General features: G+C 53.9%; 25 protein-coding genes. 16 read left to right on the forward strand and 9 right to left on the reverse strand.

The features are described from left to right. The first annotated feature begins 59 nt into the window (after window positions 1-59). The gene (locus tag AC6RNO_RS00360) at window positions 60-407 is read left to right on the forward strand and encodes a hypothetical protein (RefSeq protein WP_497104174.1); all 348 of its coding nucleotides are present in this window, start codon (window positions 60-62) and stop codon (window positions 405-407) included. Window positions 408-793: 386 nt separating this feature from the next. On the opposite strand, the gene AC6RNO_RS00365 is transcribed toward AC6RNO_RS00360, so the two are convergent. Beyond that, complete coding sequence (locus AC6RNO_RS00365) at window positions 794-931, reverse strand: hypothetical protein (RefSeq protein WP_497104175.1); 138 nt, start codon at window positions 929-931, stop codon at window positions 794-796. Window positions 932-1,111: 180 nt separating this feature from the next. Between AC6RNO_RS00365 and AC6RNO_RS00370 the strand changes: the two genes are divergently transcribed. Then, entirely contained in the window at window positions 1,112-2,608 is a 1,497-nt protein-coding gene (locus AC6RNO_RS00370; protein WP_497104176.1) for a L,D-transpeptidase family protein, read from the forward strand. Window positions 2,609-2,701: 93 nt separating this feature from the next. Next, entirely contained in the window at window positions 2,702-3,139 is a 438-nt protein-coding gene (locus tag AC6RNO_RS00375) for a carboxymuconolactone decarboxylase family protein (protein WP_497104177.1), read from the forward strand. Window positions 3,140-3,214: 75 nt separating this feature from the next. On the opposite strand, the gene AC6RNO_RS00380 is transcribed toward AC6RNO_RS00375, so the two are convergent. Beyond that, on the reverse strand, window positions 3,215-4,330 hold the full coding sequence (locus tag AC6RNO_RS00380) for an aminopeptidase (protein WP_497104178.1): 1,116 nt from the start codon (window positions 4,328-4,330) through the stop codon (window positions 3,215-3,217). 172 nt (window positions 4,331-4,502) lie between these two features. Between AC6RNO_RS00380 and AC6RNO_RS00385 the strand changes: the two genes are divergently transcribed. Beyond that, on the forward strand, window positions 4,503-5,030 hold the full coding sequence (locus AC6RNO_RS00385) for a hypothetical protein (RefSeq protein ID WP_474685589.1): 528 nt from the start codon (window positions 4,503-4,505) through the stop codon (window positions 5,028-5,030). Window positions 5,031-5,169: 139 nt separating this feature from the next. Here AC6RNO_RS00385 and udk read toward each other — a convergent pair whose 3' ends face one another. Then, window positions 5,170-5,808 carry a uridine kinase gene (gene udk / locus AC6RNO_RS00390; RefSeq protein ID WP_474685590.1) on the reverse strand — a complete coding sequence of 213 codons (639 nt, stop codon included), beginning with the start codon at window positions 5,806-5,808 and terminating at the stop codon, window positions 5,170-5,172. 154 nt (window positions 5,809-5,962) lie between these two features. Further along, window positions 5,963-6,280: a hypothetical protein gene (locus AC6RNO_RS00395; protein WP_474685592.1), complete on the reverse strand. Its 318-nt coding sequence runs from the start codon at window positions 6,278-6,280 to the stop codon at window positions 5,963-5,965. A gap of 320 nt (window positions 6,281-6,600) precedes the next feature. Between AC6RNO_RS00395 and AC6RNO_RS00400 the strand changes: the two genes are divergently transcribed. The 5 genes from AC6RNO_RS00400 to AC6RNO_RS00420 all read left to right on the forward strand — a co-directional run bounded on the left by AC6RNO_RS00400 (window position 6,601) and on the right by AC6RNO_RS00420 (window position 11,530). Next, the gene (locus tag AC6RNO_RS00400) at window positions 6,601-8,130 is read left to right on the forward strand and encodes an ATP-binding protein (RefSeq protein ID WP_497104179.1); all 1,530 of its coding nucleotides are present in this window, start codon (window positions 6,601-6,603) and stop codon (window positions 8,128-8,130) included. Further along, window positions 8,130-9,716 (forward strand): DUF3369 domain-containing protein, encoded by a 1,587-nt coding sequence (locus AC6RNO_RS00405; protein WP_497104180.1) that lies wholly within the window; start codon window positions 8,130-8,132, stop codon window positions 9,714-9,716. The genes AC6RNO_RS00400 and AC6RNO_RS00405 overlap by 1 nt, the downstream gene beginning before the upstream one ends. Before the next feature lie 76 nt (window positions 9,717-9,792). After that, window positions 9,793-9,927, forward strand: coding sequence for a hypothetical protein (locus tag AC6RNO_RS00410; RefSeq protein ID WP_497104181.1), 135 nt, complete (start codon window positions 9,793-9,795; stop codon window positions 9,925-9,927). A gap of 77 nt (window positions 9,928-10,004) precedes the next feature. Beyond that, window positions 10,005-10,862 carry a patatin-like phospholipase family protein gene (locus tag AC6RNO_RS00415; protein WP_497104182.1) on the forward strand — a complete coding sequence of 286 codons (858 nt, stop codon included), beginning with the start codon at window positions 10,005-10,007 and terminating at the stop codon, window positions 10,860-10,862. Window positions 10,863-10,963: 101 nt separating this feature from the next. Beyond that, complete coding sequence (locus AC6RNO_RS00420) at window positions 10,964-11,530, forward strand: DNA-3-methyladenine glycosylase I (protein ID WP_474685602.1); 567 nt, start codon at window positions 10,964-10,966, stop codon at window positions 11,528-11,530. Between the two features lie 56 nt (window positions 11,531-11,586). Here AC6RNO_RS00420 and AC6RNO_RS00425 read toward each other — a convergent pair whose 3' ends face one another. The 3 genes from AC6RNO_RS00425 to AC6RNO_RS00435 form a co-directional block, all read right to left on the reverse strand. Then, window positions 11,587-11,886, reverse strand: coding sequence for a hypothetical protein (locus AC6RNO_RS00425; RefSeq protein ID WP_474685604.1), 300 nt, complete (start codon window positions 11,884-11,886; stop codon window positions 11,587-11,589). Between the two features lie 306 nt (window positions 11,887-12,192). Then, window positions 12,193-13,170, reverse strand: a complete 978-nt coding sequence (locus AC6RNO_RS00430) for a YpdA family putative bacillithiol disulfide reductase (RefSeq protein ID WP_488436450.1) — start codon at window positions 13,168-13,170, stop codon at window positions 12,193-12,195. A gap of 98 nt (window positions 13,171-13,268) precedes the next feature. Next, complete coding sequence (locus AC6RNO_RS00435) at window positions 13,269-13,445, reverse strand: hypothetical protein (RefSeq protein ID WP_474685608.1); 177 nt, start codon at window positions 13,443-13,445, stop codon at window positions 13,269-13,271. 210 nt (window positions 13,446-13,655) lie between these two features. Here AC6RNO_RS00435 and AC6RNO_RS00440 point away from each other — a divergent pair, with 210 nt between their 5' ends. From AC6RNO_RS00440 to AC6RNO_RS00460, 5 genes are all read left to right on the forward strand, one after another. Then, window positions 13,656-13,976: a Dabb family protein gene (locus AC6RNO_RS00440; RefSeq protein WP_497104183.1), complete on the forward strand. Its 321-nt coding sequence runs from the start codon at window positions 13,656-13,658 to the stop codon at window positions 13,974-13,976. 13 nt (window positions 13,977-13,989) lie between these two features. Further along, the gene (locus AC6RNO_RS00445) at window positions 13,990-14,877 is read left to right on the forward strand and encodes an aldo/keto reductase (protein WP_497104184.1); all 888 of its coding nucleotides are present in this window, start codon (window positions 13,990-13,992) and stop codon (window positions 14,875-14,877) included. A gap of 156 nt (window positions 14,878-15,033) precedes the next feature. Continuing rightward, complete coding sequence (locus tag AC6RNO_RS00450; protein WP_474685616.1) at window positions 15,034-15,291, forward strand: DUF2164 domain-containing protein; 258 nt, start codon at window positions 15,034-15,036, stop codon at window positions 15,289-15,291. Between the two features lie 2 nt (window positions 15,292-15,293). Then, the gene (locus tag AC6RNO_RS00455; protein WP_497104185.1) at window positions 15,294-15,977 is read left to right on the forward strand and encodes an HAD-IIIA family hydrolase; all 684 of its coding nucleotides are present in this window, start codon (window positions 15,294-15,296) and stop codon (window positions 15,975-15,977) included. Between the two features lie 29 nt (window positions 15,978-16,006). Continuing rightward, window positions 16,007-16,645: an NUDIX domain-containing protein gene (locus tag AC6RNO_RS00460; protein ID WP_497104186.1), complete on the forward strand. Its 639-nt coding sequence runs from the start codon at window positions 16,007-16,009 to the stop codon at window positions 16,643-16,645. A 129-nt stretch (window positions 16,646-16,774) separates the two neighbouring features. Here the strand turns inward: AC6RNO_RS00460 and AC6RNO_RS00465 are convergent, their stop codons facing one another. Together AC6RNO_RS00465 and AC6RNO_RS00470 are read right to left on the reverse strand one after the other, a co-directional pair. Beyond that, entirely contained in the window at window positions 16,775-16,939 is a 165-nt protein-coding gene (locus AC6RNO_RS00465; RefSeq protein ID WP_474685621.1) for a hypothetical protein, read from the reverse strand. A gap of 14 nt (window positions 16,940-16,953) precedes the next feature. Further along, window positions 16,954-17,208, reverse strand: coding sequence for a DUF2533 family protein (locus tag AC6RNO_RS00470; protein WP_488436454.1), 255 nt, complete (start codon window positions 17,206-17,208; stop codon window positions 16,954-16,956). Between the two features lie 134 nt (window positions 17,209-17,342). Between AC6RNO_RS00470 and hrpB the strand changes: the two genes are divergently transcribed. Both hrpB and AC6RNO_RS00480 read left to right on the forward strand, forming a co-directional pair. Further along, window positions 17,343-19,850 (forward strand): ATP-dependent helicase HrpB, encoded by a 2,508-nt coding sequence (gene hrpB, locus AC6RNO_RS00475; protein ID WP_497104187.1) that lies wholly within the window; start codon window positions 17,343-17,345, stop codon window positions 19,848-19,850. After that, window positions 19,847-20,569, forward strand: a complete 723-nt coding sequence (locus tag AC6RNO_RS00480) for a lipase family protein (RefSeq protein WP_497104188.1) — start codon at window positions 19,847-19,849, stop codon at window positions 20,567-20,569. The genes hrpB and AC6RNO_RS00480 overlap by 4 nt, the downstream gene beginning before the upstream one ends. The last annotated feature ends 7 nt before the right edge of the window (window positions 20,570-20,576 follow it).

Below are 20,576 nucleotides of genomic sequence, written 5' to 3' on the forward strand. Positions count from 1 at the left end.
GAAATCCTCGCGTCCGCCTGTTTCCACCCAAAAAGCCTGCGAAAATACAGGCTTTTTTGATGGAAACGGCTCGTTTTGGGGAAAAGCCTGCGATTGTGCAGGAATTTCCGCTGTGGAGTGGGCTATGCCTCAAATTTCAACAAAAAACCTGCAGATTTGCAGGAATTTTTCGTGGCAAGCGTGCTAACGAGCAAAAAACTGTATTTTTGCAGGTTTTCCCCCAACGCTGCCAAGTAGATGTGATGCTTTCTTGGAGTCTTTCCGATGAACTCAGCAGAATGTATGTGTATGTGTATGTGTATGTGTATGTGTATGCGAGATGGGGCTGTCCCGAAAGTCAATTGATGATTTTCTATTTCCCACTTGAAATTTCATCAAAAGAGAGGGCTTCATCCTCCACTTGGTAGTGGAATTTGAAGTCCTTTTGCTCGATTTTCGGGCTTTTCCGGTATTGGCAACCCGATGATTCCGGTGAGCAAAAAAGCAGCTCCGCCCGCCAGACCCCTGGCGTGAGGGTGCCGCCTCCCCGCAGCGTATTGGCTGTGCACAAGCCGTCTCCCCGCAGCGCGTTGTGCGCAGCCCCCCGCGGCGCGTAGCCAGTGCGCGGCCCCCGCGGCGCACAGCGCCGGCTCCGGCCCGGGCGAGCACGCTAGGCCCGCGGTCCCTCGCGCATCGTTCCGCAGCCCTCAACCGCCGCGTTAAAAAGACGCCTCCCCGCTTGCAAAAGAAAGCGGGCGGAGGCGTCTTTTCGCACCACTCGGGGCGGCTCACGCGGGTGGGCGGCTCCTTCGACTTAGCAGCCGCCTTCGTTATTTTTGCGCTGCTTCGTTTCTTGCTTGGCGTCTTGCGCGGCTTTTTCGCCGAATTGATCCAGCCGGGAAGGGCTGCTTGCAGGGCCGTTGTTTTTTGGCGAATTGTTTCTTCCGCTCATCGTTTATCACCTCCAATGGTACAGGTTTTGCAAATGGCCAGCGATTCATGCAGGACTTTGCATAAAACTGTTGTCAACCCGGCATACGATATGATACATTATGTATCAATGGTACAAAATGTATCGTAACGCACATCGCAGTTTGGACATGCCTACAATAGGAGAACGGGGAGGAGCCGAATGATCCGCCGAAGCCAACGATTTCGCAACCATCTCGATGATAATCTTGTTCACCTCCACAAAAATTTGTACATCAGTCCGTCGGATCCGCTCTATTATGAGAAAGTTATCCGCTACCTGGACGCCAATTCGCCGGAAGCTCATTACAAGCTGGGACAGAAGTTCCAAATCAACGGGAACCGGAGGAGGGCGATTTTCCATTACAAACAAGTGTTGAGAACGTATCCGTCGCCGTTTTACTCAGCCGCCAACCGGGCTCTGCATGAGCTGGATCAAGCGCAGCCCGCCCACCTTGCGCCGGAAGATGTAGGGGAGGAGACGCCAAAACGCGGTATGTCGTTCTTGCCTTCCTTTATGAAAACGCTTCTGATCGTGCTTCTTGTGCTGAATTTGCTGCTTATCGCTTTATTTTTCGGGGACCGCCCGGTCACCAAAACCGTATCCGCGATGATGCATTGGGGCGTCGGCAGCGAAGTTACGTATGAGACGGTTGACGTTCCTTATGTGATTTATCTTGCTCCGGCAACCGACCTCAAGGAGATTGAAACGATTTTGCACAAAAACGCGTTGAAACTCGGCAACGAACATCCTAATCAAAACGTGCTTCTTTACGGAATTGCCTCATCCGATGCGAACGATCTCGGAAAGACACGCCTCCTGTCGAACGGCGAGCTCGCCAAAAGCGCCTTCGTCATAGCGGAATACCACCCTGCAACGGATCAATCGGTCAAAATCCGGTTTCTGAATGCGGAATATGAAAAGCACCAGCCGCTTAGCGCGATTGGTGCTAATTTAGTTCGGACGGCTTTGCAAAATTATAAGGCGGATTACGGCAAAAGCCCTGACACGGTCACCCGGCTGCTGCAGGATTATCCGAATAATTATTTGAGCTTTATTCCGTTGGAAACGTATTCAGGAAGCAATGCAGTCCAAGGAACGTATGACGGGCATGGAGGCTGGGTGTACGATCCTTCGGCAGAGCAGGCGGAAGCTATGTTTTTTGCGAATGTACCTGCCGGCAGAACTGTTCCTTACGAGCCGATGCTTATCGAAGTCAGCAAGGACGATCACCGTCTCAGGCTGTTAAGCGGAGCAGTGCTGCTATGGGACACTGCCATCGGCCTGGGAGCGGGCGGTAGTACGCCGGAAGGCAGCTTTCGGGTGAAGGATCGCGTGCTGGAGCCGCTTGGAACGAAACAGCATGTTTACGGCGCAGCGGGCCTCGGGCTCGGTCAAATCGCTTTGCACGGCACTTATGACGAAAGCTCGATCGGCAGCGATAAATCGTTAGGCTGTGTCCGGCTGTCCAACGGGGATATGGTGCAAATATATAATTTTGTGCCGAAAGGAACCGAGGTGCGCATAACGGCAAAATCAAGCGCCGAACGATCCGGCGGCGGCGCCCGGAATACCGTCGACCCCGCTTCGCTTGTTCCAACGGGATTGACCCGGCCGGATGAAACGCCCGAGCATATCGTTTTTCATTGGCTGGGCTAGCGCGTACCCGTCGTAACCCTTTTTTGTCACAAAAGAAAGAGCGGCTTCGTCTTGTAAATGAAATCGAATATTTCCGTACAGGAGGAATCGCGGATGAAGGAAAGAATGGACTACAAAGAAGAGTATCCGGAAGCGTTTCAAGCTATGCTCGGGCTGGAGCAGTTCGTCAGGAAGAGCGGTCTGGACCCATTGCTGCTGGAATTGATCAAGCTGCGGGCTTCGCAGATCAACGGCTGCGCCTTTTGCCTGAACATGCACGCCAAAGATGCAAGAGCATACGGGGAGACCGAGCAGCGCATTTATTTGCTGAACGCCTGGAGGGAAGCGCCGTATTATACGGCATCCGAAAAGGCGGCTCTGGCATTGACCGAGGCTGTCACCCGAATTTCCGAAGCCGGCGTGCCGCAGGCGGTTTACGATGAAGCGAGAAAGCATTTTGACGGCAAGCAGTTTACTGCGATTTTGATGGCCATTAATGTCATTAATAGTTGGAATCGTTTGGCGATTGCGACAGGCATGATGCCTGAATAAACGGGCAAGAAAAGTAAAGCAGCCGACGTCCTTAGCATGAAACTTGCAGAGGGCGTCCGGCTGTTTTTTAGTTTACTATATTAAATTTTCCGGATTAAGCTTCTCCAGTTCCGGAATGACGAACCGGCCGTCTTTGCGGATAAGCACGTCATCGAAATAAATTTCGCCGCCGCCGTATTCCGCACGCTGGATGAGCACCATGTCCCAATGCACGGAAGAACGGTTCGTGTTATCGGCTTGTTCATAGGCTTGGCCGGGGGTAAAATGGATGCTGCCGTCGATTTTTTCGTCGAACAAAATATCTTTCATCGGATGCTGAATATGCGGGTTGACGCCGATTGCGAATTCGCCGATATAGCGCGCGCCGTCGTCGGTATCCAAGATTTCGTTCAGCCTCTTCGTGTTGTTGCTCGTCGCTTCGACGATCCGGCCGTTCTCGAAACGGAGCACAATGTTTTCGAACGAGGACCCGGAATAAATCGTCGGCGTGTTGTAGCTGATAACGCCGTTAACCGAATCCTTCACAGGCGCCGTGTACACTTCTCCGTCCGGAATGTTTCTACGGCCCGAGCAGGGAACGGCGGGGATATCCTTGATCGAGAACGAAAGATCCGTGCCCGGAGAAACGAGCCTCACCCGATCCGTGCGGTTCATCAGTTCAACGAGCGATTCCATGGCATCGGCCATTTTGCCGTAGTCCAGATTGCACACCTTGAAGTAGAAATCTTCGAACGCTTCCGTACTCGTGCTCGCGAGCTGCGCCATCGACGCGTTCGGGTAGCGCATCACGCACCACTTCGTGTTGTTGATGCGTTCATCGAAGATCGGACGCTGAAAATGTTTTAAATACAGCTTCATTTGCTCTTCCGGCACATCTGACGATTCGGTGATGTTGTCCCCGCTGCGGACGGCAACGTAAGCGTCCATGGCCCGCATCCGGACGAGCTCGAATTCCGACCACTGCCCGAACTGCTCGGCGGTTCCTTGCATTTGCAGACTCCGCGTGACGGCGGGATCGCGCAGCTCGATGAACGGTTTTCCGCCTGCGGCGTACACTTCCTCAATTAAGCATTTTGCCAATTCGGGGTCTTTGACACCGATCATTTCGATCAAAATGTTCTCTCCTGGCTGAAGGTCTACCGAATAACGAATAATGTTTTTGGAAAAAGTTTGCAGTCTCGGATCTCTCATACGAAAACTCTCCTCTGGTTCAATTGCGTTTTCTCAAATTATACCTTATTCCTGCGAAGGATGCGAATTGACCATTGGATATTTATCGCAAAGTGTCTGGGTATGCTACAATATAAGGAAGCTTGCAGGATGCTTAGGGGAGCTTCGTGAATAGGGAGGGAGCAAAAGCAGCATGGCGAGAGAACAGATCAAAGTGCCGTACGGCTATGAGCCGCCGGTTCAAACGCGAAGAGGCACAGTGCTCGTTATGGAAACTTTCGAGGATTGGCTCGAGGAGGATATGCGGTCCATTACCGCGTGGGCGGAGGAGCGGAAGTTTGCCAGAGTTATTTTATATCCGCAGCATGAAGAAACGCTTCGCAGAATGGGCATTCCATGCGAGGTGCCGTATTTCGCCAGGGTCAAACAGCTGGAGGCGCTGCTTGAGCATGTGCCGGCGAACATCCGGGCGGAGGTGGACCGCTGGGAAGGGAAGAGGAAGAAGTATACGCCGATCGACACATCGCTTCACTTTTTAACGGATAAATACGTGGGCCCCTTTTTCGTCGCGATGAGCGACCGGTACGCCAATGTGTTTGTCACCTATGCGTCTTTTGCGGAATGGATCAAGAAGGTGCGGCTCGTCGTCCAGCTTAAGTATCGCGTTCCCTTGAACGGGAAGCTGGAGCAGTACGCCTCAAGATGGGAAGCGGTGGAGTGACCCGAGGAATTTGTCCGCTTCGCCGGATAAATAGACTCGATAGACTCGCAGACAGGCAAAAAGACACTCGAACCGCAACAACGATGCTGCGGCTCCAGTGTTTTTTTATTGGCGATAAACGCGGCCGCTCATCACCTGCTTAGTTGAATGATTGCGCTGCTCGCGAATGATCCGTCATGTACCGCTCCGTCAAAATCGTCAGCATATGAATGCCGATCTCGTTCTCGCCGCCCTCCGGAATGATGATATCCGCGTATTTTTTGGAAGGCTCGATGAAAGCGTCGTGTATCGGCTTCACGGTCGTTAAATATTGATCGAATACGGACTGCAGCGTCCGGCCTCTTTCGTTAATGTCGCGGGATAACCGCCTCAAAATGCGGACATCGGGGTCGGTATCGACGAATACTTTAATATCCAGAGCCCCCCGCAGCTCCTCGTCCGTCAGGACATGAATGCCTTCGATCAATACGATCGGTTTCGCTTCAATGTGGAGCGTCTGCCCGCTTCTGTTATGCTCCGTAAAATCGTACACCGGAATATCGACCGCATGACCGCTTTTAAGCTCACCAAGATGCTGGAGCAGCAAGCGGTTCTCGAAAGCGTTCGGATGATCGTAGTTCAACCGTTCGCGCTCTGCAAAAGTAAGATCACTATAATGACGATAATAATTATCCTGTGAGATAAGCGCAACGTTTGCGCCGCCCAATTTGTTCATAATCGAACGGGCAACCGTCGTTTTTCCCGACCCGGTGCCTCCGGCAATTCCGATAACCAGCATGAAATGTATTGCCTCCCCAAGTGACTTAAGCTCTTCTGCGAATAGTTTAACATAATGATTGCATTTTGAAAAAGAAAGTCACCCTATATTGGCAAAACCGATGCACAGGAAAAAAGCGATCGTTAGCCGATCACTTTGTCCGTCTCGCACGTATTTATCTGACTTGCCGCGGCGTGTGGGACTTCTCCTGGTTCGCTTCCAGGTCTTGACCCGCCTGATGGAGCTGCTCCAGCGTCTGCTGAATTTGCGGGCCGAACTGCTCGTTGTCAAACGCTCGCAGCTGCCCCTGGGCATCCACGACCTGCTGTCTGGCTTGAACGACCGCCGCCTGAGCGGACTGGATCGCCTGCGGATCGGCCTGCAGGATAGCGGTATGCAAATTGTACTCCGCTTTTTGGGCGAGCAGAATTGCTTTTTCCGCGGCCTCCTGGGCGTGGCGAATCGGTTCCTGCTGATGATTGGTGTTGGTCACCGGTATAAGCCTCCTCACATGTACACATTGAATTGTCGTTTTGCAAAAACTCCCATTACTACATTGCTCCAAACCCCGGGAAATCATTCCCGTACGGGGAAATTGTTTTTATTTCCTGGGCAAGCGCAAAAAATGATAGCACTTCTACTTTTTCGACATCATTTGTCTGAAAATTCCGAACAGACGAATTATTCAACTGTTTTTCCTTTACATGCGCGGTAAATAAAAGTGGACAAACGGATTGCTAGTTTTATAAGCTAGAGGCATGCGCTTTTTAAGAATGGTATTTTGTGGCAAGCAAAAACAGAGGAGTCTGAACGATGTCGACAGAAAAAAAACGGCTCAGCCTGCAGAAAAGAATTGTGTTCATGCTTACTGGAGTCACGGTAGTCATGCTTTCGTTAATGATGGCCGTCGACACCGTCAGCCTGAACAAATCGATCAGGGAGGCTTACGTCAGCCAAATTAACGGAATCGCCATTGCAATCAACGCGAGGTATGAAGAAGGGCGTTCGATCGGCGATGTCCAGCAAATGATTGATTACATACAGATCAAGAACAATCGCGTTTTGGAGCTGAAGCTTTACAACATGGAAGGCCTTATTTTGGCCTCTTCCCAGCACGAAGAAATCGGCAAACAATTTTCACCTTCCCAAATGAAGTATCCGCTGAGCCATTCGATTATCGACCGCGCGCCTATGGAAGAGAACGATAAGCCCGTCGTACGGTTGACAGCTCCCTTGGAGGAAGGCGGGACGATGGTCGGCGCCGTGGAAGTTATTTTCGATTCGACGGAAGAAACTGCGCTGCTGAATACCCGTACAAGGCTTATTTTGGTTGTCGGCGCCAGCATCGCCTTGCTGCTTTCGGTGATTTTATGGCTGATTTTACGGAAAATGGTTATTATCCCGCTCATCAAGCTGCGCGAAGCCGCCAACTGGGTCAAACAGGGGGGCAAGCTGCCGAAGCTGGAGTTTCAGGCTTCTCCCGAAATCGAGGATGTCTCGGACGCGTTCAATGAGATGGTGAACATTCTCGATGAGCGGTATCAGGAGCTGCAGCAAGCGCTCCACAGACTCAAACAGACACAGGATAAGCTCGTTCAATCGGAAAAAATGAGCGCTCTCGGCGGCCTCGTTGCCGGCGTTTCCCATGAAATCAACACGCCGGTCGGCATAGGGGTGACGGCGGTCTCCTATTTGGATGAAAAAACGAAGCATTTTCAGCAGTTGTATCAAACAGGCAAAATGAAGAAATCGGATCTCGAACAATTTTTGACGGTTGTCGAAGAAACGAACGGCATGGTGCAGTCCAATCTGGATCGCGCGTCTGCGCTGATTCGGAGTTTCAAGCAAATATCCGTGGATCAAAGTGTGGAAGTCAAACGCTCGTTCCATCTTCGCGAGTATTTGGAGGGTGTCGTAGTCAGCCTGAAGCCTTCTTTGAAAAAAACGCGGCTGCGCGTCCATATCGAGTGCGACGAACAGCTTGTCCTGTACAGCTATCCCGGAGCTTTGTCGCAAATTATGACCAATCTGGTCATGAATTCTTTGAACCACGCGTTTGCCCCGGAGGAGGAAGGCAACTTGCATTTTCGCGTTATGACGAGCGAAGATAGCGTCCATCTGGTTTATACGGACGATGGCAAAGGCATGACGCAGGAGGTGCTTGCGCACATTTTCGATCCGTTTTTTACGACGAGCCGCGGGAAGGGCGGGACAGGCCTCGGCATGAACATTGTGTATAATTTGGTTACCCAAACGTTAGGCGGAACGATGAGCTGTTCCAGTACGCTGGGACAAGGAAGCTTGTTCCATATCGAAATTCCGAAAGAGGAGGAATCCCTATAATGAAGCCGAAAGATCCAATTATTCAGACGGATGAAGCGCTGTTTGCGGACGATCAAGACGACCAGCTCTTATTCGCAGCGGAAGAAGACATGGATTCCAATACGAAAGAAAACCACGACAAAGAAGCGTGGGTCGTCCTGATCGTCGATGATGAGCAGCAAATTCACCAGGTCACCAAGATGGTGCTGCAGGATTTTGAGTTTGACGGCAAAAAGCTGGAATTCCACTGCGCCTACTCGGGTTCCGAGGCCAGGCAGCTTCTGCGCGAACAGCCGAACGCCGCATTGATTTTATTGGATGTGGTCATGGAACATGACGAAGCCGGACTGCAAATCGTCAAATTTATTCGCGAGGAGCTCAAGAACAGCTCGATCCGCATTATTTTACGGACGGGGCAGCCGGGCCAGGCGCCGGAAAAAACCGTCATTACGGAATACGACATCAATGATTACAAGGAGAAAACGGAACTTACGGCACAAAAGCTGTTCACGACGGTCATAGCCTCGCTGCGTTCCTACCGCGATATTAAAACGATTGAAAAAAGCCGAAACGGCCTGGAGGAAATTATCAAATCCGCCTCTACGCTGTTCGAGCTGCAATCGATGAAAAAGTTCGCCTCCGGCGTGCTGACTCAATTGACTTCCATCGTCAATTTGCATAAAAATGCGATTCACTGCAGCTTCGCCGTGACGAGGGGCGTCGAGGACATTTATGTTTTGGCTGCCAGCGGAGATTACGCATCCAGCAGCGACAAGAGAGCCAGGGACGTCGTTCCGGCCGATGTGATGCGGGAAATCGAAGAGGCGTTTCGCTCGAAAAAAAGCCGGTTTGCCTCCGAACATTTCGTCATTTACTTTCAAAGCAAGATGGGGATGGAAAACGTTATTTTTATGAACGGATTCAAGTCGCTCAGCGAATGGGAACATTACCTGATCGATATTTACTGCGCGAATGTTTCGGTCGCCTTTGAAAATATATATTTGAACGAGGAATTGGAGAGCACGCAGCAGGAAATCATTTACACGATGGGCGAGATTACGGAGACGCGGTCGCAGGAAACAGGCTATCATGTGAAGCGCGTTGCCGAATATTCGCACCTGCTGGCGCTGAAGTACGGGCTTTCCGAGCAGGAAGCCGAAATCATCCGGCTCGCTTCGCCCATGCACGACGTCGGGAAGGTCGGAATTCCCGATGCGATTTTGAATAAGCCGGGCCGCTTGACAGAGGAAGAGTTCAGCGTCATGAAAACGCACTCCGACCTCGGGTACGAAATGCTCAAGCATTCGAACAAGCAGGTGCTGCATGCGGCTGCGGTCATCGCCAAAGAGCATCACGAGAAGTACGACGGAACGGGCTATCCGCAGGGATTGCGGGGGGAAGAGATCCATATTTACGGCAGGATTACCGCCCTGGCCGACGTATTTGACGCTTTGTGCAGCGACCGCGTGTACAAGAAAGCGTGGGAGCTCGACCGGGTGCTGGAACTGCTGCAGCAGGAGCGCGGCAGGCATTTTGATCCGGTTATTGTAGATTTGTTTTTGGACAATCTCGATGAGTTTTTGGCGATCAAGGAGTCTTACGCATAAGCCTGAAGGAGCCCGACCGGGCATAAAAAGCGGCGCGAACCCCCATACTAAGCAAAACGTGCGGGAGGTGAGCAGGGTGTCCAAACGGGCGGATAAGAAGGAAAATCAGCAAAATAAAGCTAATTTCACGGAAGAAATGACGAACTTGACGGTAAAAAAGGCGGACGATTATGTGCCGAGCTTGAATAACATCAGCAAGAACGAACAATAAGTCCCGCACAATGTGCCCCTTGATCTTAGCGAAGATCAGGGGGCATTTTTAAAAAGGGATTGAAAGAAGGTGCCGTTTTGGAAGGAATCGGACTCGTACTGGAGGGCGGCGGGATGAGAGGCGTCTACACCGCGGGAGTCTTGGAATATTTTATGAAGCAAGATTGGTATTTCCCATACATTGCAGGCGTATCGGCGGGCGCATGCAACGCCGTTTCATACATCTCCCGGCAGCGCGGTCGCAATAAAAAAGTGACGATCGGATATATCGCCGATCCCCGATATTTGAGTTACCGCAATTTATTCCGGCATAAAAGCATATTCGGCATGGATTTTATTTTCAAAGAATTGCCTAACCGTTTGGAGCCGTTCGATTACGATGCGTTCTACGCGTCGCCGCAGCAGCTGGTCATCGGGACGACGGACGCACATACGGGCAAGCCCGTGTATTATACGAAGCATGAGCTGATGAAGGATACGATGCCTATCGTTCAAGCATCCAGCAGTCTCCCCTTCGTGTCCACGCCGATTCATTATAACGGGAAAGTTTTGTTTGACGGCGGGCTTGTCGATCCGATTCCGATTCAAAAGTCGCTGGCCGATGGCAACAGCAAGCATATTATCGTTTTAACGAAGGAGCAGGGTTACCGCAAAAGTCCGTTCAAGCAAAAATGGCTCGCCAAAAGCTTCTATCCGCGCTACCGCGGTCTCATAGACGTCCTCGTGAACCGAAGCGAGATTTATAACCGCACCCTGGATACGATTGAACGCTTGGAGCGGGAGGGACATGCCATCGTGATTCGCCCATCTTCGATCGTCCGGGTTGGCCGCATGGAGAAAGATGAAGGCAAGCTGGAAGAACTCTACGAGCTGGGCTACGCGGATGCCCAAAGAGAAAGCGGACGGATCAAGGCTTGGATCGAATCGGAAAAATAAAAATATAAACGGAGCCAAACTGGACTTTTTGCCAAGCTGCCGATATAATGGTTTAAGAACTAATGTTCGTATTTTTTTTGAAAAGGGAGCTGGCGGCAGCGATGGTGATAAGATGCGGTTGGGTAAATGAAGATCCGTTGTATATCGATTACCACGATCACGAGTGGGGAGTCCCTGTTCATGACGATCGCAAGCTGTTCGAAATGTTGAATCTGGAAGGCGCTCAGGCCGGGTTAAGCTGGTATACGATTTTGAAAAAGCGCGGGCATTACCTCGAAGCTTTCGATCAATTCGATGCGGAACGCATTGCCGGGTATGACGACGCAAAGCTCGAATCGCTGATGCAGAACGCCGGAATCGTGCGCAATCGGCTGAAAATTGCGGCGGTGGTGCAGAATGCGAAATCGTTCCTGAAGGTGCAGCAGGAGTTCGGAAGCTTCGACCGCTACATATGGGGGTTCGTAGGCGGAGAACCGGTCATCCATCACTGGGACGACCTGCGCAGCGTTCCTGCCTCGACGGCTCAATCCGATGCCATGAGCAAGGATTTGAAAAAGCGAGGCTTCAAATTTGTAGGCTCCACGATTTGTTATGCATTCATGCAAGCGACAGGAATGGTTAACGATCATACGAGAGCTTGTTTCCGGTACAACGGCAATCGGGCATGACAGAAGCGTGCTGCTTCCATCTGACATTCGTCAATGGGCAGCACGCTTTTATTGTATTATGCATACTGGAGCTGTTTTTCCAAAAGGTTGGCTTTGATGAGATGGATTCGTTTGCGGATATAAAAATCGTACACCGCTCCGGTTAATTCGCGCGGCTTGACCAATGTGTTCGTATCGTTGTCAATGATCGTAACGGAGCCGTCATCATAAAACTTGAATGTGTAATCGCAGTAGTAATGGCTGTCTTCGTCCAGCATTTCATCGATTTGAGCGGGCAGAAGGCTATCGCTGTTACACAATGCCTTATGGTACCAATAGTCTCGCTCAATAAAACGGAAATTGTGACTTGTATTCATCGTGTAAACAACCTCCTTCACTCAAATAGAACATTTGTTTGTATATCTATAATATACCAAACATTCGTTCGTAATGGAAGAGTTTTGCATGAAAATTTTAATAAAAATTCATACTATTTTCGCGGGCAACAATGAAAGCGGGAGGGAAGCGCACTATGGCCAATAAAAAAGCTGACGGCACGCAAGAGGCGGAGGCTGTTTCAGGGCAAAACGTGAAGCAGGGCAGATCGGCGGCAAAAAAGAAATCCAAATAAAACAAAAGAACAAGCAAGCTCCGGGCGGGGCTTGCTTGTTCTTTGGCGGGCATCAAACCGGCTGCGACTTGATGTGTTCGGTAATGGCAATTCCGTGCATTCTGCCGGTTTCAATGAAGATTTCGTTGGCATCGTACTTGGAGGAAGCGACGACCCCGGCTACGTATAAGCCTTGGATGTTCGTCTGCATCGTTTCCGGGTCGATCAGCGGGGCGCCCGTTTCTTCATGGAAACGGACGCCAAGTCCGGTGAGAAGCTTACGGTCCGGACGGAAGCCGGTCAGCGCCAGAACGAAGTCGTTGTCCAGTTGGACGAGCTCGCCGCCGCGCCGGACATGAACGAGCTGTTCCTCAATCCGCTCTACCTGGGAATCGAACCACATGTTGACGCGCCCTTTATTCACCATGCTTTCGAAAATCGGTCTGACCCACGGCTTAATGTTGGCCGAAAACTGGCTTCCGCGGTAAACGACGGTTACTTCCGCTCCGACGCGCAGCAGGTCCATGGCCGCGTCCACGGCGGAGTTGTTCCCGCCGATGATAGCCACTTTTGCCCCCGTATAGGGGTGCGCTTCTTTGTAGTAATGCGTCACTTTCCAAAGCTCCTCGCCGGGGATGCCAAGCATGTTCGGAGCGTCGAAGTAGCCTGTCGCGACAACGACGAAGCGGGCCGTGTAGGACGATTTTTGGCCTGCGCGGTTTTCCGTATGTACGCTGAATCCGCTCTCCGACCGTTCGATGGAGACGACCTCTTCATAGGACCGGATGCGCAGCTGCTCGCGCCGGGCGACTTCCCTGTAATAGACGAGAGCTTCCTGGCGGTAAGGCTTCTCGTGAGGCGTGACAAACGGATAGCCGCCGATCTCGAGCAGCTCGGGAGTGCTGAAAAATTGCAAATAGGTCGGGTATAAATAAATGGAGTGCACGATCGAACTTTTTTCTATGAGTAATGGAGAGAGGCCTGCGCGCTGTAAGGCAACAGCTGCCGACAACCCGCACGGACCCGCTCCGATGACAATAACTTGTTCCACGACAAAATCCTCCTTGGTTCATTTTCTCTTCTCATACTACCGCAAGTAGAGGAAAGATGCCAAGGTTGATTCGCAATCGCACGGCCTCCGGGCCGAAATCAGGACTGGTTTAAGGTCCTGTCTTCCCGCTCTTCGCTGATATCGTCTTTGGCGATATTGACCGGCGTCGTGTTTTTGGCGTTTTCCAAAGTGTCGTTGACGAATTCCAGATCCTGATTTTCCGCCTTCATGTTCGCTGTGCCGGTATAGTTGCCCGTATGTATTTTGTTTTCCATGATCGAATTTCCTTTCCATGCAAAATATGGTACAAAATTAACGTGCGCCGGGAAGGCGAATTTTATGCAAAAGGATGAAACTTCGCCGGGCTGCCGCACCGGGGCAGTTACCTCCGGGTAAGTTAATGAAGCTTTTTATAGCTCTTATGTACGATTCGGGTATGCGCTATAATAAACAATATCGTGAATTTTGGAAGGAGAAGATGTAGCATGAGCCGTACGAGCATTAAACATATGGTGACTTTTAGTTTGCATGTGGGCAAAGACAACCCTGAAGCCGAAGCGTTCCTCAAAGAGAGCGCAGCGCAGTTGGCGCCGATTCCGGGAGTGGAGCAGTTCGAAGTTTTCCGCCAGGTGAGCGCAAAAAACGATTACGACTACGGATTTTCGATGGTATTCGCCGATCAGGCCGCTTATGACGCCTACAATGTCCACCCTGTGCATCAAACTTATGTGGCGGAACGCTGGCTGAAGGAAGTTAGCCGTTTTCAGGAAATCGATTTTCAATATTATGAAAAATTAAACGGTTGAGGAGTGGGGCGCGATGCTCAATCGAACTATCGGACGGCTCGGAATCGAAAGCTCCGTATTGATGTTCGGGGCAGCGAAACTCGGTCAAGTGACGCAGGAAGAAGCGGATTCGTCGATCTCGCATGCGCTGGAGCATGGGGTGAATCATTTCGATACGGCGGCGAGCTACGGGGATGCGGAGCTGCGTCTGGGCCCCTGGATGCCCCGCATTCGCGGCGATATTTTTCTGGCCACAAAAACCGGCGAACGGACGAAAGAGAAGGCGAAAGCGGAAATTTACCGCTCGCTGGAAAGATTGCAGACGGATACGATAGATTTGATCCAACTGCACGCGGTCGGCGATTTAAAAGAACTGGATGCCTGCACACAAAAAGGCGGCGCATTGGAAGCGCTCATCGAAGCCAAAGAAGCCGGGATCGTCAAAGCGATCGGCATTACCGGCCACGGTCATCAGGCGCCTGCGACGCATACCGAAGCGCTTAAGCGCTTTCCGTTCGATACGGTGCTGCTTCCGCTCAACTATCATTTGTATTCCCGCGAGGCGTACAGGAACGATTTTGAGCGGTTTCTGGAACAAGCGAATGCGTCCGGCGCTGCCGTCAGAGCGATCAAGGCGATAGCCAAAGGTCCGTGGGCCGAAGAGCAGAGCCGCTCCTATTCGACTTGGTACGAACCTTTCGATCAGCAGGAAATGATCGATGCGTGCGTGCATTTCGTCCTGTCTTTTCCGGCGATTGCAGGTTTCGCGAGCGCAGGAGATATCCACCTGTTCCCCAAAATCGTCGCAGCCGTCGAACGGTTTGATTCGGACCGGGCGATGAGCTCCGGCGAGGCCGAGCAAATTTTGAGTGCGATTCCCGACTACGCTTCGCCTTTCGGGGCTCCGACGTCGATCGCATAAACCTCGCGGATCTTCCCTGAAAAGGGCTGATTCCCAGGCAGTACATGCTGCTTCGGGGCAGCCCGTTTTTTTTCGTCAAAAACAAGGTGAGGTGCGCGTGGATAATCATGGTATACTATAAATTATGAAATAGCGGAGGGAGAATCCATATCCATTATGATACCGATCAAGCTGCCAAAAGAAGAAAAAGAAGTTCTTATCGATGCCCTGCAAGCTCACCTGGAGATGGATCATGGCATCACTCTCGGCCGAATGGGCTCCGAACAATTGGTGGATACGATGCTGCAGCAGCTTGCCGTGCCGGTTTATAATCTGGCATTGGAAGACGCAAGAAAAACGCTGCTGGAAAAAATGGCTTCGTTGGAAGACGAGCTTTACGCGATGCGCAAAGCTTCGCCGCAGCGCAGAAGCTGAACATGAGGGTACCGGCGGGAATCAAAGCGGTGCTGTTCGATCTGGACGGAACGCTGCTCGATCGCGATACCTCTTTGCGGTATTTCGTCAGCGACCAGTATGACCGTTGGCGGCCGCAAATGCCTCATGTCCCCAAAGATCCGTTTGCGGATGCATTTATCGAACTGGACGAACACGGCTACGTGTGGAAAGATACGGTGTATCAAAAGCTCATAGCGCGCTTCGTCATCGGCGGCGTCGGCTGGGAAGCGCTGCTTCAAGATTATTTGGATCATTTCAGCCTCCACGCCAGACCGTATAAGGGAGCGCTGGAAGTTTTGCACCAATTTAAGGAGCAGGGCATCAAACTGGGCATCGTCACCAACGGCAAGGAACTGCTGCAAAGCCGGGGAATCCGCGCGCTTGGACTCGACCGTCTGATGGATGTTATATTGATTTCGGAATCCGAGGGCGTGCGCAAGCCGGATGTTGACATATTTTCCAGAGCGCTCGGCCGGCTCGGCGTATCGCCGGAGGAAGCCTGTTTTGTCGGCGATCATCTGGAGAACGATGTAGCGGCCAGCCGGCGTGCCGGTATGAAAGCGGCCTGGAAACGAAATGGGCATGAGCCGGAGGCATCCGCCCGTACGTGGGATGCATGTTTCAGCCATTATGAAGAACTGCCGGAATTGCTGTCGGAGCTGTAACATACAGGAGAGGGGAGACGTACCTAGCCGTGGGTAAAGCAGAGGAACTATTCGACATCTACGATGAAAAAATGAATTGGCTCGGCGTTGCGCCGCGCTCCGAGGCGCATGCCAAAGGATTGTGGCACCGCACATTTCAATGCTGGATCGTCAGCTGCGAGACGGATACGCCGGAACTGCTGCTGCAGCTTCGCCATCCGGATAAAGACTTGTTCCCGGATCTGCTGGACATTTCGTGCGCAGGGCATTTGGCCGCAGGAGAAACGGTGCAGGACGGAATCCGGGAGCTGGAGGAAGAATTGGGGCTGCAGGCCGAATTTGACGAGCTGCTCGCCTGCGGTATTTTTGCCGAGGAAGATCATATTTCCGATAAGCTGACGGATCGGGAGTTTTGCCATGTGTTCGTTCACAGGTGCGACCGGCCTTTGAACAGCTACACACTGCAGCCGGAGGAAGTAAGCGGCCTGTTCGCGGTTTCCATCGCGGAGCTCGAAGCGCTGATTCATCGCCGGTCCGATTCCATTGCTGCCAGAGGCGTAGTGCCGGCGGAAAGCGGCGAATTGAAGCCGGTCAGCCGTACCGTCGAGCGCGAGCTTCTGGTGCCGCATCCGGCGGCGTACTATGAGATGGTTTTTCGCGCGATCAAGGAAATGAATCTGGCCGGATAGAGCAAAAAAAGAACCGGAGCAGCCGGGCGATATGACGCGGAAAACAAGCGGCCGAATCGGTTCGGCGCGCCGTTGATTGCGTCTCTCGCAAACGGCAGTCGGTTCTTTTTGGATGACGGAGAGTTGTCCCTAGACAAAGTAAGCATGCGCGATGTAAACATAAGCGACATAGCATACGACGGAAAGCAGCATGACGGCTGCTCCGGCAGCTTTCTTTTGTTTGAACATCAGCAGCAGTCCGGCACTGAATACAGATCCGATAATAATCATGGAAATAAAAGTTAGTACGCCCACCCGAAAATTCCTCCTTACAGTTTGCTCGCGTAATCGCGCACCATTTGCTCGGTTACATATGAGCGCAGAGGGGAAATGCCCTGCTTGGCGTGCGCAGCGATGGCCGCCGTAATGGCGTTGATGCGATCTACCGTAAAAGGGAGCCCGTTCCTGCACAGCTCGACGCACTCGTCGATAGCCTGCTCGCGCTGCTCGTCCAATGCGGCGAATTGGACCAAATGCATATGCTGATTCGTGGAATGTCTGGTTATCGCTTCATGTACACTCATGTTCTGTTTCTCCTTTAACGAACGGATATGTCTAATCCAGTATACACGATGACCGGCGCATGGAACAATGAAAACGGTGAAAGCGGTAAAAATAAGGCGACAAGTACGAACTTAAGTAAAGCGGAGTGAAACGAATGCAAGCGTTACCCATCGAATCGGCACTGCCGGAATTAAGACAAGCGCTGCGCTCCTCCTCATGCGCCGTGCTGATCGCGGCCCCGGGAGCCGGGAAGACTACGCAAGTCCCTATCGCCCTTCTGAACGAGCCTTGGCTCGGAGAGCAAAAAATCGTCATGCTGGAGCCGCGCCGGCTCGCCGCGCGGGCGGCAGCCCGGTATATGGCCGGCAAGTTGGGCGAACAAGTCGGACAAACCGTCGGATTCCGCGTAAAAATGGAAACGAAAGTAGGGCCGCAGACCCGCATTGAAGTCATCACGGAAGGCGTGCTTACGCGGATGCTGCAAGCCGATCCGGCGCTGGAAGGGATCGGAGCGGTCATTTTCGACGAGTTCCACGAACGAAGCCTGCATGCGGATCTGGGACTCGCGCTGAGCCGGCAGTCGCAAAGCTTGCTGCGCGAAGATTTGCGCATCCTGGTCATGTCTGCGACGCTCGAGGCCGAGCCTGTGGCGGATATGCTGGATCATGCGCCCATCATTCACAGCGAGGGCAGGGCGTTTCCCGTGGAAACCCATTATGCAAGCGGCAAAGTCGGAGGCAGCATCGAACCGCACGTCGTTCGCTGCGTCATCCATGCTTTGCAGGCTCATGAAGGAAGCATCCTTGTGTTTTTGCCGGGAGCGGCGGAAATACGCCGCGTGCAAGCGGGTCTGGCCGCGCAAATGGCGGACAAAACCGTAGACGTTGCGCCGCTTTACGGCAATATGCCCTTGGAGGCGCAGGATAAGGCGCTCGCCCCGTGCCGGCCGGGCCGCAGAAAAGTGGTGCTGGCGACCGCGATCGCGGAGACCAGCTTGACGGTCGAGGGCGTCGCCGTCGTGATCGACTCCGGCCTCATGCGCGTGCCGCGCTTCTCGCCGCGCACCGGCATGACCCGGCTCGCGACGGTGCCGGTGTCGCAAGCCTCGGCGGACCAGCGCAGAGGCCGCGCAGGCAGGCTCGGTCCGGGCGTGTGCTACCGCCTGTGGACCGAGCACGAGCAGCGCCAGCTGCCTCCGAGCGGCACGCCCGAGATCCGCGAAGCGGACCTCGCGCCGCTGGCGCTCGAGCTGGCGGCCTGGGGCGCGCCCGAGCCGGCCGAGCTGCGCTGGCTCGACCCGCCGCCCGCCGCCGCGTACCGGCAGGCGCGGGAACTGCTCGCGCAGCTGGGCGCGCTGCACGAGGGCGGCAGCCTGACGCCGCACGGCCGACACCTCGCGGAGCTGGGGCTGCACCCCAGGCTTGCGCACATGGTGCTGCAAGCCGTGCCGCTCGGGCTCGGCGCAATGGCGTGCGAGCTCGCGGCCATCCTCGGCGAGCGCGACTTCCTGCGCGCCGCCGGCGGCGATGCGGATGTGCGCACCCGCATCGAGGCGCTTTGGAGCGCTGCCCGGAGGGAGCAGCGCACGGACGCCGAAGCCGAAGCAAGCGGCTTCGATTTGGCCCTGGCCCGCCGCATCCTGGTGGAGGCCAGGGCGCTGCAGCGCCAGCTCGGTATTCGCCCGAGCGGCGCGGAAAGGGCCGATGCGAGCGGGCTGCTGCTCGCATTCGCCTATCCCGACCGGATCGCGCAGCTCCGGTCGACCGGGCGCTTTTTGCTCAGCAGCGGCCGCGGGGCCGTGCTGACCGAGCTTCAAGCGCTCTCGAACGAGCGCTATCTCGCCTGTGCGGAGCTTGACGATCAGGGCGCGGAGAGCCGCATCTATATGGCGGCTCCGCTGGCGGAAGAGGAGCTGACCGGCGCATTCGCCGACCGCTTGGAGAAGGAACAGGAAGTGTTCTGGGACTCCGCTTCCCAGTCTGTCAAAGCCAGGCAGCGCATCAGGCTCGGCGCGCTGACGATCAAAGAAGCTCCTGTCCACGAGCCGGAACCGGAACAGCGGCTCAAAGCGCTGCTTCACGGAATCAGAAGCGAAAAAACGGATATGCTTCCCTGGACCCGCGCAGCGAGGCAGTTTCAGCAGCGCGTCATGTTTTTGCACCGGTTTGACGCCGAGTGGCCCGATCTGAGCGACCCCGCACTGATGGAATCGCTGGAAGACTGGCTCGGCCCGCATCTGTACGGGCTGAAAAGCCGCAGCGATCTTCAGCGCCTGCAGCTTATTTCCATCTGGGAGGACATGCTGTCTTGGGAACGGCGCAGGCGGCTTGACGAATGGGCGCCTACGCATATTACGGTACCCAGCGGCTCCCGTATCCCGGTCGATTATAGCGATCTCGGCGCTCCGTCCTTGTCGGTCAGGCTCCAGGAGCTGTTCGGACTGGAGCAGTCGCCGCGCATTGCCCGCGGGCAAGTGGCGCTGACGCTGCATCTGCTTTCGCCGGCCCAGCGGCCCGTGCAGGTGACTAAGGATTTGTCCAGTTTCTGGAAAAACGCTTATTTTGAAGTGAAAAAAGATTTGAAAGGACGCTATCCGAAGCATTATTGGCCGGACGACCCGCTTGCCGCGCAGCCGACGAACAGGGCGAAACCCCGCTCATGATATTCCGGTCTGCGACGAAACGGATCTCGATTTATTTGTCGGCCGGTTATGCGACCGCTCCGGACTTCCTGCATGGATGCGCCGAGGAGCTTGCCGGCCGTTTTCATCAGTCGGGCTGGAGCTGCCGGGTGCGCGTCTTTTTTCCTTACGGGGACTGGTCCCGCAAAGGGCGTCTGCAGCTGCACGAAATCGCCAGCGATCTTTGGAATGGCGCCCGGCAAAAAAACGCCGCCTACGGAGGCAAAAGCTTGAGCGATTTCGTAAGCGAGCACTCGGCGCCCGATGAGCCGCTGCTTCTGATCGGACACAGCGGCGGCGGGGTCGCCTCCGTTCACGCCGCCTCCCGCCTGGAGCGGGCGGGCCGGGGCATAGCCGGGGTGATCCAGATCGGATCGCCCAAATGCGCCGTCCCCGCGGACTTGCGGCAGCGCGTTCTTTATATATACGCGGCCGGCGACCGCGCGGCTGGCCGGGCCGCCGATCCGGTGACCCGGATCGGCACGTGGGGCGGGTGGGTCCCGGCCCGCGCCATCGGCTGGCGCTGGGCTCCCCGGAAGCACGCGCCGGCTTTCGTCAAGCCGCTTCGGCTTGCCGGCGGCCATGCCGATTATTTTCGCGACCATCCGCTTTTCGTCCTGGACGGGGAAAGCAATTTGCAGCAGACGGTACATACGATTTGGTCATGGCTTTGCGAAACATATCTGCATCAATTTACATAGAGGAAGG

This window comes from Paenibacillus sp. sgz302190 (assembly GCF_059820445.1).

What these genes read in the sequence shown, in the direction of transcription:
- AC6RNO_RS00400 (WP_497104179.1), top strand. Translation starts at nt 6,601, where the DNA reads ATGTCGACAGAAAAAAAACGGCTCAGCCTGCAGAAAAGAATTGTGTTC.
- AC6RNO_RS00435 (WP_474685608.1), bottom strand. Translation starts at nt 13,445, where the DNA reads ATGGAAAACAAAATACATACGGGCAACTATACCGGCACAGCGAACATG.
- hrpB (WP_497104187.1), top strand. Translation starts at nt 17,343, where the DNA reads ATGCAAGCGTTACCCATCGAATCGGCACTGCCGGAATTAAGACAAGCG.
- AC6RNO_RS00450 (WP_474685616.1), top strand. Translation starts at nt 15,034, where the DNA reads ATGATACCGATCAAGCTGCCAAAAGAAGAAAAAGAAGTTCTTATCGAT.
- AC6RNO_RS00385 (WP_474685589.1), top strand. Translation starts at nt 4,503, where the DNA reads ATGGCGAGAGAACAGATCAAAGTGCCGTACGGCTATGAGCCGCCGGTT.
- AC6RNO_RS00440 (WP_497104183.1), top strand. Translation starts at nt 13,656, where the DNA reads ATGAGCCGTACGAGCATTAAACATATGGTGACTTTTAGTTTGCATGTG.
- AC6RNO_RS00425 (WP_474685604.1), bottom strand. Translation starts at nt 11,886, where the DNA reads ATGAATACAAGTCACAATTTCCGTTTTATTGAGCGAGACTATTGGTAC.
- AC6RNO_RS00480 (WP_497104188.1), top strand. Translation starts at nt 19,847, where the DNA reads ATGATATTCCGGTCTGCGACGAAACGGATCTCGATTTATTTGTCGGCC.
- AC6RNO_RS00380 (WP_497104178.1), bottom strand. Translation starts at nt 4,330, where the DNA reads ATGAGAGATCCGAGACTGCAAACTTTTTCCAAAAACATTATTCGTTAT.
- AC6RNO_RS00375 (WP_497104177.1), top strand. Translation starts at nt 2,702, where the DNA reads ATGAAGGAAAGAATGGACTACAAAGAAGAGTATCCGGAAGCGTTTCAA.
- AC6RNO_RS00455 (WP_497104185.1), top strand. Translation starts at nt 15,294, where the DNA reads ATGAGGGTACCGGCGGGAATCAAAGCGGTGCTGTTCGATCTGGACGGA.
- AC6RNO_RS00470 (WP_488436454.1), bottom strand. Translation starts at nt 17,208, where the DNA reads ATGAGTGTACATGAAGCGATAACCAGACATTCCACGAATCAGCATATG.
- AC6RNO_RS00405 (WP_497104180.1), top strand. Translation starts at nt 8,130, where the DNA reads ATGAAGCCGAAAGATCCAATTATTCAGACGGATGAAGCGCTGTTTGCG.
- udk (WP_474685590.1), bottom strand. Translation starts at nt 5,808, where the DNA reads ATGCTGGTTATCGGAATTGCCGGAGGCACCGGGTCGGGAAAAACGACG.
- AC6RNO_RS00420 (WP_474685602.1), top strand. Translation starts at nt 10,964, where the DNA reads ATGGTGATAAGATGCGGTTGGGTAAATGAAGATCCGTTGTATATCGAT.
- AC6RNO_RS00445 (WP_497104184.1), top strand. Translation starts at nt 13,990, where the DNA reads ATGCTCAATCGAACTATCGGACGGCTCGGAATCGAAAGCTCCGTATTG.
- AC6RNO_RS00360 (WP_497104174.1), top strand. Translation starts at nt 60, where the DNA reads ATGGAAACGGCTCGTTTTGGGGAAAAGCCTGCGATTGTGCAGGAATTT.
- AC6RNO_RS00365 (WP_497104175.1), bottom strand. Translation starts at nt 931, where the DNA reads ATGAGCGGAAGAAACAATTCGCCAAAAAACAACGGCCCTGCAAGCAGC.
- AC6RNO_RS00370 (WP_497104176.1), top strand. Translation starts at nt 1,112, where the DNA reads ATGATCCGCCGAAGCCAACGATTTCGCAACCATCTCGATGATAATCTT.